We start from the raw sequence: 10,832 nt of genomic DNA on the forward strand, positions 1-10,832 counted from the left end.
TCGTGTTCCAAGCCGCGTATGCCGACGCCTGCGATACGCTTCCCATCCGAGGAAATACAGCAAATTCAAGCAGAAAGCCTACCCGCGCACAGGTCTCTTTGATCTGTTGTCAGGCCTTGTCGACGCACCTTCGCTATGGGTTGCCGATGCAAGCCCATCGGGAGCAAAGTTGCCGTTTGCGACTTTCCTTGAAAGTTGTCGATTCAACCCGATGGCAAGGATGCCGAGTTGAATCCTTGGCCGAGCGAGTGCAGCCATCTCTATGCCCGCACTCGCTTGCTGGTGTTTTTGCGGCCATCCCTCAATTTGCGAGATGCTCTCGTCCGAAGCGTTTAATCGGTCTCTGACGATGCCTCACTACGAGCGGAGTGAAACTGAGGCCGATCAAGGCTGCCAATTGCCTGGGTTCTCGCCGTCAGGCCATGAAGAATGATCTGCAATGCCCGTAAGAAGATCTTTCTCATCTCGTATCTCCTTCACGTCGTGGTATTCGCAGCGCGAATGAAATTTCGCCAGCCACCAAATTCGGTGATGTCTCTAGCGCCAGCTACGGCGTGGCTCTCGCAGAGGAATCCGGAAACATGGCTGCCATCCTCAAGCAGGATCTTGCCGATCCCTAGCGGCGCGGGGATATTCTGGACGAAGTGGGCAAATGCGGCAGGCAGTAACGCCCATACCTCGATTTCGATACCGTTGCCGGCAAAGCTCGGGTCGCGCACCAGCCCCGGCTTTGGCGGCACCGTCCCGGGAAGGGCGAAAAGCCGGTAACTGCCGTCCGTTCGGGCCGCCTTTATCCTGTATCCGCCTTTTCCGGTGAGCTCGTGGTTGAGCGGCATATCGGTCAGATGCGCGCCGACAACGACGATTGGAACGACGTCGGCGGCTTCGGGTGTCACACGGCTTTTGTCCGGCAATGCCGCTGTGCGGTCCTTGCCCATACCGCTATTTGCCGCTCGATGCATGGCATCGGCGAAAGGCGCCAAAGCATCGTCGGTAAAGGCAGGCCCGACCAGCATGACCCCGGCTGGCAGATGGCCGTCGGCATCGAAGCCTGCGGGTATGGCAATTGCCGCGCAATCAAGCAGATTGGCGAAATTGGTGTAACGGCCGAAATGGCTGTTCTTGCCGATCGGATCGGCCTGCATTTCCTCGACCGTATAGGTCGTGGGGGATGTCGGCAGCATCAGGAAATCGACCTTCTCCCACTCCACCTTCGTCTTTTGCCGCAATGCTTCCAGCCTGTACTTGCCCTCGAAGGCGGCGACTGCGTCGTAGCCTTTCGCCCCTTCGATGATGGTTCTGACCGTCGGATCGAAATCGCCGGCGTTAGTTGCGAGGAAATCCTTGACCGCCGCCAGACGCTCGGCAACCCAGGGGCCGCTGTAGAGTAGTTCGGCGGCCTGCCGGAAAGGGGTGTAGTCGAAAGGCACGATCTCCGCGCCGAGCGATCTCGCCCTGTCGATGGCGGCATCGTAGAGGGACTCAACTTGGCTGTTGCCGTAGAACTCACGTTCGGCGTCTTCGAGCACGCCGACGCGTGGGCGCACCGATGGTAGGCTCGCATGAGTTGCTTCCAGGGAGAATGGGTCTCGCGCGTCATAACCTTCCATGATCCGGCGAATGGTGATCCCGTCACCAACGGTTGCGGCGAACACCGTGACGACGTCGACGCTGCGGCAAGCCGGCACCACGCCGACATTGGGAACGAGGCCTGGCGTCGGCTTTATGCCGACGAGATTATTGAAAGCCGCGGGTACCCGGCCGGAGCCAGCCGTATCGGTTCCGAGCGAGAAGCTGGCAAGACCAGCGGCTACGGCAACGGCCGAACCGGAACTGGAACCGCCGGAGACATAGGCGCGATCGAAAACGGAGCGGGGTGCACCATGGGGCGAGCGCGTGCCGTTGAGGCCCGTTGCGAATTGATCGAGGTTGGTCTTGCCGATGATGATGGCGCCGGCAGCCCTCAGACGCGCTATCACCGCCGAGTCCTCCTCAGGGTGATAGGCAAAGGCCGGGCAGGCGGCCGTCGTCGGCAGACCTGCGACATCGATATTGTCCTTGACCGCGAAGGGTATGCCCCAAAGCGGCAGGCTGTTTGGCTCCGGTGCCGTCGCCAGCAATTCCGTAGCTGCAGCTCGCAGCGCCTCTGGAGATGTCGGCGTGATGAAGATTGCTGGATCGTCCGATGCTTTGCATCTCACAATGATCTCTTCCACGAGGTCGAGCGGCGATAGACCTGCTCCATAAGCTTCCTTCAACGAGGTTAGGTCGAGGATGGTAGGCAGCATCAGATTTCCTCCAGAATGACAAGCACGTCGCCGGCCTTGACGTTGCGCCCAGGTGCTGCGCGCAGGTCGCGGACGCGTCCCGCAGCGTGGGCGGTGACGTTGATTTCCATTTTCATTGACTCGATGATGGCCAAAGTATCGCCGGCCGCAACCGGCTGGCCTTCCTCGACCAGTATCTTCCAAACATTGCCGGGCACCGCGCTTTCGATGCCGAAGCAACCTTCCGGTATATCTCCTGCAAGGGCAGGGCCGGCGCCTTCGTCGACCGAGAAGCTGTCAAGTCCTAACTCTTTCCAGCGTTGCCGTTCCGCCTCGAAGGCTGCCTGTTGCCTGGACTTAAAAGCACCGATCGCCGCAGCCTCGCGTGCGAGGTCCGCCTCATAGGCAGCGTAGGAGAATTCCGTCTCCTCGATCCTGATCGGATAGCCACCGTGCGGGAAGGCCGCACGCGCCTCATTCAGTTCCTCATGCGTGACGGGGAAGAAGCGGATCTGGTCGAAGAAATTGAGAAGCCATGGCTTGTCCTTGGCAAAGACCGGCGTTGGCCGCCAGCTGTTCCAGACCTGGATCGTGCGGCCGAAAAGCTGATAGCCGCCCGGTCCCTCCATGCCATAGATGCACATATAGGCACCGCCGATGCCGACGGCGTTTTCCGGTGTCCAAGTGCGCGCCGGATTATACTTGGTGGTCACCAGCCTGTGCCGCGGATCGATCGGCGTGGCAACCGGCGCACCCAGATAGACATCGCCAAGGCCAAGCACAAGATAGCTGGCATCAAAGACGATGTCGCGCACCGCCTGCTCGTCGGGCAGGCCGTTGATGCGGCGGATGAACTCGATGTTGGAGGGGCACCATGGCGCATTCGGGCGCACGAGCTCCTGATACTTACGCATAGCAAGCTCGGCCTGCGGATCGTTCCAGGAAAGCGGCAGATGCACGATCCGACTTGGGACTTTTACCTCTTGCGCCGGCGGCAGTTTTGCCTCGATCTCGGTCAAAAGGCCAAGGAGGCGTTTCCGCGTCAGCGTCGTACCGTCATAATGGATCTGCAGCGAACGGATGCCGGGCGTCAGGTCGATGATCCCAGGCAGCCGTGCCTCGACGACTGCCTGCATCAGCAGATGCACACGCAGGCGAAGCGCGATATCGAGTGTCATCGGCCCGTATTCGATAAGCAGGTTGTCATCGCCCTGCCGGCGATAAACGACAGGCACCGGCCCATCCTGGTTTTGGCCGACGATCGCCGATCCGGTTTCCTCGGGTGCACGGCGAACTGTCGGACCGGCGATAGCGTCCTGACTGCGCGCCACCGGGTGAAAGCGGATTTTGTCGCCCGGCTTGAACTGGCCCATCTTCCATTGCTCGTCGCGCGCAATGACAGCCGGGCAGACGAAGCCGCCGAGGCTCGGTCCATCCGGGCCGAGAATGATCGGCATGTCGCCGGTGAAGTCGATCGCGCCGATCGCATAGGCATTGTCATGAAGATTGGAGGGGTGAAGACCAGCCTCGCCGCCGTCGCTGCGTGCCCATTTGGGCGTAGGGCCGATCAGACGAACACCCGTGCGGGCGCTGTTGAAATGCACTTCGTATTCGGTCGAAAACAGCGTTTCGATATCCTCGTCCAGAAGGAAGTCCGGCGCGCCATGCGGCCCATAGACAACGCCGACCTCCCAGGTGCACGTGAGGGCTGCGGGCACGTCCGCCGGCTTGGCTTGAGGCTGGGGTGCGCGTGCCAGTCGCAGCACATGGCCGGTCTGGAGCGTGCCGGTGGCGTGACCTCCAAACCGTCCGAGGCCGAAGGTTGCCTTGGAGCCGAGCATGAGCGGCGCGGCGAAACCGCCCGCAACGGCGAGATAGGAGCGCTGGCCCGGGCCTTCTATGGCGCCGATGGCAAGCGTCTGCCCTGCCTTGGCGATGACGGCCTCATTATGGGTTAGCGGGAGGCCATCGAGGGTCATCGGCATATGGGCGCCCGCAAGTGCGATCGTGACGTCGGAGAAGATCTTGAGCACCGGTCCCGAGACTGTCAGCTCCAGCGCCGCGGTCTCGTCGGCGTTGCCGACCAGCCTGTTTGCGTGGCGGAACGAGCGCTCATCCATCGGCCCGCTCGGCGGCACGCCGACATGCCAGAGCCCCAGCCTGCCGGGGAGCTCCTGAATGCTCGATTGCGCGCCGGGCGCCACCACCTCGATGACGTCGGGCACGAAGGGAAAATCCTTCAGCGCCGTCGTCGCCACCTTGCCGCTAGCGAGCAGCTCCGACCCGGCGATCGCCTTCAGATAGTCGAGATTGGTTTCGATGCCGGAGACGGAGCTTTGCGAAAGTGCGGCTTTGAGTTTCTCGATTGCGGCTGGCCGGTCTTCTGCTGCCACGATGACCTTGGCAAGCATGGGATCGTAATAGGGCGTGACCTCCGTACCCGTCTCGATCCAGCCGTCGACACGCGTGCCTTCCGGGAAGGCCACCTCGGTTAAAAGGCCGGCGCTCGGCCGGAAGCCGGCATGCGGCATCTCGGCGTAGATGCGCGCCTCGATCGCGGCGCCTTTCGGAACAAGCCGGTCATTGCCTGTGATTACATCGTCGCCAGCCGCCTGGCGGATCATCCATTCGACGAGATCGATGCCGTAGACGGCCTCGGTGACAGGATGTTCGACCTGAAGCCTAGTATTGACCTCGAGGAAGTAGAATTCCTCGCGCGTGGGATCATAGATGAATTCGACCGTGCCGGCGGACCGATAGTGGGCGGAGGCGCCGAGTGCGACCGCAGCTGCGTGCAGACGTTCTCGCACCGAAGGCGAAAGATCGGGCGCGGGCGTCTCCTCGATCACCTTCTGGTTCCGGCGCTGCAACGAACAATCGCGCTCGCCAAGCGCGATCACACGGCCTTTGCCGTCGCCGAAGATCTGTACCTCGACATGCCGAGCCTTGGAAACGAAGCGCTCCAGATAGACGCGGGCATCGCCAAAGCTTGCTTTTGCGGTGCGCTGCACGCTGTCGAAGGCGGTCTTCAGGCTGGCAGCATCTTCGCAGAGCTGCATGCCGATGCCGCCGCCGCCGGCCGTCGATTTCAGCATGACCGGATAGCCAATCTCCGCCGCGGCAGTAAGCGCCGCTTCGCTGGTTTCGACGAGGCCGCTGCCCGGAAGCAGCGGCACCCCGCTTGTGCGCGCCAATTCGCGCGCCGTGTGCTTGAGCCCGAACGCGGCGATATTGTTCGGCGTCGGCCCGATGAAGACGATGCCTTCCTTTGCCAGCCGTTCGGCAAAGCCGATGTTTTCCGACAAAAAGCCATAGCCGGGATGCACCGCCTCGGCGCCGGTTGCCTTGCAGGCGGCAATGACGGCCTCGATATTGAGATAGCTTTCCAAGGCCGGCGCCGGGCCGAGCCTGACGGCTTCGTCGGCCATCAGGGATGCCTTTGAGAAACGGTCTGCATCGGAATAGACGGCGACGGAGGCAATGCCCATGCGCCGCAGCGTCCCGATGATCCGGACGGCGATCTCGCCGCGATTGGCGATCAGTATCTTCTTGAACATCTCAGGCCTCACCGTCCCATACGAGGACACGGATAGGCGTCGGGTCGAAGCCGTTGCAGGGATTGTTGATCTGCGGGCAATTGGAGATGACGAGGAGCACGTCCATCTCGGCCTTGAGCTCGACATAATCGCCAGGCGCGGAGATGCCGTCGACGATCGTCATCTCACCTGATGGTTCGATCGGCACGTTCATGAAGAAATTGATGTTGGGCACGACGTCGCGCTTGCCCATGCCATGCTTTGAGACTTCCATCACGAAATTGTCACGGCAGGCGTGAAGATACTTCGTGCCGTGGCCGAAACGCACCGTATTGCTCTCGCAGGAGCAGGCGCCCGCCGATGTGTCATGACGGCCGCAGCTGTCGGCGGTCATCGTCAGCATGACGCGCCCATCGTTCGAGATGATCCGGGTGCCTGTGGTGATATAGGCGGCGCCCTGTTCGCGCATCGTGTCCTGGTTGGAGTAGCGCTCGGAATAATCCCCGGCATTGTAGAACAGCGTGTCGATCGCCTGCTGGCCGTAGCTATCCTCGATACGCAGCGTCTGACCCTTGCGCACGATGGTCGAGAAGGGAGCCTCGGCGGCGATGAAATGATCCTGCACCGCCTTGTCGAGCGTGCGGGAAGGCGCGGTCTGAATGAAATCGCTCATGATCGTTCTCCCGGCTCAAAGATTGGCGAATGCGTTGTTTTCAAAGCCGCGCACGGCTTCGGCCGTGGCCGTGCGGCACAGATCGTCTTCGGCGATCGGCAGGGCGGCAATGCGGGTCACGGTCACCGGTTTCGGTGCGTAATGCGGGTTTGGATCGAGCGGGTGAGGGCAGTTGGAAAAGCCGACGATCATGTTCATTTCGGCGCGAAGATGGATATAGTCGCCATCGTGCAGTAGTTCCGGTTTCCAGGCGAACTTGCCGTCCGCATCGACCCGGACGGGCGCGAAAAGCGTGAAGGCGGCGGGAATATCGCGCCGATCCAAGCCTGCTTTCGTTGCGAGCAGGATGAAGTTATCGCGGCTGTTGCGCAGGCCTTGGCCATATTTTGCTTCGTTAGAGGCAGCGGTGGAGCCTCCCATCAGGCAATCATGGACGCCGGAGGAATCTTCCGTCACCGAGAACATGACGCGACCCATGTCGGAAAAGATCACCCGGCCCTTCGACAGCGCCGTCGTCCATTGCACCTTGACCGTGTCGACGAGGTTCAGCCGTTCGCTTGGATCCGCCGCGTTCCAGGCGATCAGCGATACGGTGGAAAAGCCATGCTCCTGCGCGATGCGCAACGTCTCGCCCGTCTTGACACGTGTCGACCAGTACCAGCCGCCGGGGACGGTCTCCCGGTGGAGGACAAGGGCGGGGTCGACGGGCGAGGCGGGAAGCGAGCTTGTCGCCGGCAATGCCTTTGGCGCGAATTCCAGCCCCTTCCTTTGATGGTCTTCATACCGCGCTCGATTGGCGGCGATGTCTTCCGGTGAACGTCTCACATGCTGCATGGCTAAATATCTCCCGATGGTGCCAGGTCGTCCCGGCGGTGCCCCAGGGAAGAGACCGGGCCGTCCCGGTCGGGGCTAAAGATCGAGGCTCCGCCGGCGATGCGCGGCGGCCAGATGGAAATGTCCTTGGTAATGGTGGCGCCGTAGCGCTCCTTTTCCTCCGGCCGGTCGCGGCGGCGTTCGAAGGCGACGACGCGGGTCGCAAGCGTGAAGGCCTCGCGCATGTCATGGGTCACCATGACGACGGTCATCTGCGTCTCGTGCCAGAGGCGTTTCATCAACGTGTGGATTTCGGCGCGGATGCCCGGATCGAGCGCGCCGAAGGGTTCGTCGAGTAGCAGCACTTTCGGTCGCATGATGAGCGCCTGGGCAAGCGCCAGGCGCTGCTGCATGCCGCCGGAAAGCTGGGCCGGATATTTGTTTTCGGCGCCGGCAAGGCCGACTTCGGCGAGAAGCCTGCGTGCCTCTTCGATGGCGTTCCTGCGCGCCGAGCCGAAGAGCTTTGCGTGGTAGCGCGAGCCGGCAAGCTCCTTGCCGAGCAGTACGTTGCCGAGCGCCGTCAGATGCGGAAAGACCGAATAGCGCTGGAAGACCACGCCGCGATCGGCGCCGGGTTCCGCAGGCAGGGCCGCGCCATCAAGCAGGATCGTCCCGCGTGTCGGCTGCTCTTGCCCCAAAAGCATGCGCAGGAAGGTGGACTTGCCGCAGCCGGAGGGCCCGACGAGCGCGACGAAGGCACGCGACGCAACCGTCAGCGAGACATCCTCGAGCACGATCTGGTCGCCATATTCCTTCCAGACTTTTTCGATTTTGAGTTCGCTCATGCCTGCTTCTCCAATTCGGACCAGGGGAAGACGGCGACGCGGATGCGATCGAGCAGGTAGTTCATGAGCACGGCAAGCAGGGTGATCCAGACGACATAAGGAAAGATCACGTCCATCGACAGGTAGCGGCGAACGAGGAAGATGCGATAGCCGAGGCCGGAATCGGACGAGATCGCCTCGGCGGCGATCAGGAACAGCCAGGCCGGGCCGAGCTGTAGCCTGAGGCAGGTGATCAGCCGCGGCAGGATCTGTGGCAGCACGACGCGAAGGGCGATCTGCCAGGAGGAGCCGCCAAGCGTCTCGGCCTTGATGATCTGTTCGCGCGGCAATTCCAGTGCCTTCAGGGCCAAATCCCGGACCATCGTCGGCGCGACACCGATGACGATCAAGGCGATCTTCGAGGTTTCCCCAAGGCCTATGACGATGAAGAGGATCGGCAGCAGCGCCAGCGGCGGTACCATGGAAATGACGGCAACGAAGGGAGACAGAAGCGCCCTCAGATAGGGCAGCATGCCGATCAGCATGCCCAGGCAAAGCGCGATCGCCGTGGAGATACCAAGACCGGAGAGCAGCCGGACGAGGCTTGCCCCGCTATCCGACCACAGGAGGTAGTCTCCGGTGCGAGGATCGGCGATGAAGGCCATGCGGTTGATGGCATCGGCAAAGCCGGCGAAATTCGGAAGCAGCTTGTCATTGGCATTTTCGGCAAGCCTCGCGGCAGAGCCGATCGCATAGGCGATGATCAGCAGCGCAAAGGGCAAAAGCGTCAAGGCAAGCTGCGCACCCGGGCTTGGCTTGGTATTGATCCAACGCATGAGAGGCTCCGCAGAAGGAAGGCTGGCGGCGCCGCCGCGCCGCCGTTCAAGGAAGCTCAGAGCGAGCCGTCGACGACCGACTTCATGTAGGCTTCGGTAAAGCGAAGCTTGACGTTGTTGCCATCGCCGAGCACCTTGCCGTCGGGCATTTCGATGCCGATGACATCGGCGGAAGGCGCGCCATTGCCGAGAAGCCCCTTCTGGAAGAGGAAGTTGCGCACCAGATCCATGGTCTTCGGCAGGCTCGGCGAGGTAGTGAAGGAAAGCGCGTCGGCAGGCTTGTCGAAAAGACGGGTCGCAGCGAGCTGCGCCTCGAAACCCTTGAGGTCGGTGCCCGAGGCCTTGCCCATGGCCTCGCGGGCAGCCTTGCCCTCCGGCGTGTCGGCTTTCATGAGCGCGGCCGTTTCATACCAGATACCGGCGAGTGCCTTGCCGAAATTCGGGTTGTCCTTGAGCACATTGCTGTTAGCGACCATCAGATCGATGATTTCGCCCGGCACCTGAGAACTGTCGAAAACTTTCTTGGCGCTGGGGTCCTCGAGAATGGTGGAAACCAGCGGGTTCCAGGTGACAACAGCCGAAACGTTGGGCGTCTTATAGGCCGCGACCATATCGGCATCCGAGGTGTTGACCACCTTCACGTCGCGTTCGCTGAGCTTGATGCTGTCGAGCGCGCGGGCGAGCAGATAGTGCGAGACGGAATATTGGACAAGGTTGACGTTCTGGCCCTTGATGTCGGCAAGGGTCGTCTTGTCCTTGAGGATGACGGCGTCGTTGCCGTTCGAGAAGTCGCCGACGATGACGGCCGTGGTGTCGACGCCGCCAGCAGCGGGAATCGACAGGCCGTCCATGTTAGTCAGCGTTACGGCATCGAATGCGCCGGCCGTATACTGGTTCATCGACTCGACATAGTCGTTGAACTGGGTGACCTCGATATCGATACCGTATTTATCGGCCCATTTCTTGACGATGCCGTGGTCGCTCGCATAGCCCCAGGGCATCCAGCCGACATAGATCGACCAAGCGACCTTGAAGCTGGTCTTCGGCGCGGCGCTGGCGACGGAGCCGAGCCCGAGGGCCAGCGACACGGACAGGGCTGTGACGGAAAGGATTTTTGAAAAAGTCTGCATTGAAATTCCCCTTTTGCTTTTGTCAAAAAGGGATCGGCAAAGACCATCGCGCCGCCAATCCCTTGGCTTACGAGGTCTCCCGGGCTTTTATCCCGCCGTGCATCCGGTGGGATTTCTCCCCCAGCCGGTGGTGGCTCTCGGACCAGCCACGCTCGCAATGGAGCGCCGGAACCCTAGCCACCAACTCGAATAACACGAAGCAAGTGGTGTGCCAGATCGCAAGTTATTGATTTTGTTCGAGGGGAGTGCTGCGCTGTTGATGAAAAATTGAGCGATCTGAAAATTTGCGGGGAGAATATGCAATTTTGATGGGCGCGTTGGATCGCCGTTGGACAATGGCGACAAGGAACGATCGGAAGCAGCAGGCTGAGCTTGCTCGTGGATAAGCCTAGTTCTCCTCCCACCTTGTGATAGCGAACTCGACGAGGAGGGCGAAAACACTCCTCGTGCTGGTCGATTAACTTTAGCTGTCAACGATAAACGAGTTCGATGGAGCCGTGGTCTAAACAGCTCTCTCCCTCTAAAACCTGGGCGGCTTTTTGCCGGCAGCACGATGGGCTGCGATGACGGTATTGGCCATCAGCATGGCGATCGTCATAGGTCCGACGCCGCCCGGAACCGGTGTGATCGCGGCAGCGACATCGGATGCTTCACCATAGGCGACATCGCCCACCAGCCGGCTCTTGCCCTCGCCCCGTTCAGGGGCCGCGATCCGGTTGATGCCGACATCGATGACGGTGGCGCCAGGCTTCA

7 protein-coding genes, 1 pseudogene and 1 riboswitch are annotated in these 10,832 nt (G+C 61.3%); all 8 genes and pseudogenes read right to left on the reverse strand.

The genetic code is table 11. The features are described 5' to 3' along the window. Positions 1-476: 476 nt before the first annotated feature. Positions 477-2,288 carry an allophanate hydrolase gene (gene atzF, locus PH562_RS30375; protein ID WP_285177594.1) on the reverse strand — a complete coding sequence of 604 codons (1,812 nt, stop codon included), beginning with the start codon at positions 2,286-2,288 and terminating at the stop codon, positions 477-479. Next, entirely contained in the window at positions 2,288-5,824 is a 3,537-nt protein-coding gene (gene uca, locus PH562_RS30380; RefSeq protein WP_285177595.1) for an urea carboxylase, read from the reverse strand. The genes atzF and uca overlap by 1 nt, the downstream gene beginning before the upstream one ends. 1 nt (position 5,825) lies before the next feature. Continuing rightward, complete coding sequence (locus PH562_RS30385) at positions 5,826-6,476, reverse strand: urea amidolyase associated protein UAAP2 (protein WP_285177596.1); 651 nt, start codon at positions 6,474-6,476, stop codon at positions 5,826-5,828. Positions 6,477-6,491: 15 nt separating this feature from the next. Next, positions 6,492-7,310 (reverse strand): urea amidolyase associated protein UAAP1, encoded by an 819-nt coding sequence (locus tag PH562_RS30390; RefSeq protein ID WP_285177597.1) that lies wholly within the window; start codon positions 7,308-7,310, stop codon positions 6,492-6,494. Positions 7,311-7,312: 2 nt separating this feature from the next. Beyond that, positions 7,313-8,134: an ABC transporter ATP-binding protein gene (locus tag PH562_RS30395; protein WP_285177598.1), complete on the reverse strand. Its 822-nt coding sequence runs from the start codon at positions 8,132-8,134 to the stop codon at positions 7,313-7,315. Next, positions 8,131-8,949, reverse strand: coding sequence for an ABC transporter permease (locus PH562_RS30400; protein ID WP_285177599.1), 819 nt, complete (start codon positions 8,947-8,949; stop codon positions 8,131-8,133). Before PH562_RS30400 ends, PH562_RS30395 begins: the two co-directional genes overlap by 4 nt. Before the next feature lie 56 nt (positions 8,950-9,005). Next, complete coding sequence (locus PH562_RS30405; RefSeq protein ID WP_285177600.1) at positions 9,006-10,079, reverse strand: putative urea ABC transporter substrate-binding protein; 1,074 nt, start codon at positions 10,077-10,079, stop codon at positions 9,006-9,008. A gap of 74 nt (positions 10,080-10,153) precedes the next feature. Beyond that, positions 10,154-10,267: riboswitch (guanidine-I (ykkC/yxkD leader) on the reverse strand. A gap of 332 nt (positions 10,268-10,599) precedes the next feature. After that, positions 10,600-10,832: pseudogene (locus PH562_RS30410) on the reverse strand (bifunctional methylenetetrahydrofolate dehydrogenase/methenyltetrahydrofolate cyclohydrolase); the annotation flags it as partial.

This window comes from Rhizobium centroccidentale (assembly GCF_030182565.1).
GTDB lineage: Bacteria > Pseudomonadota > Alphaproteobacteria > Rhizobiales > Rhizobiaceae > Rhizobium.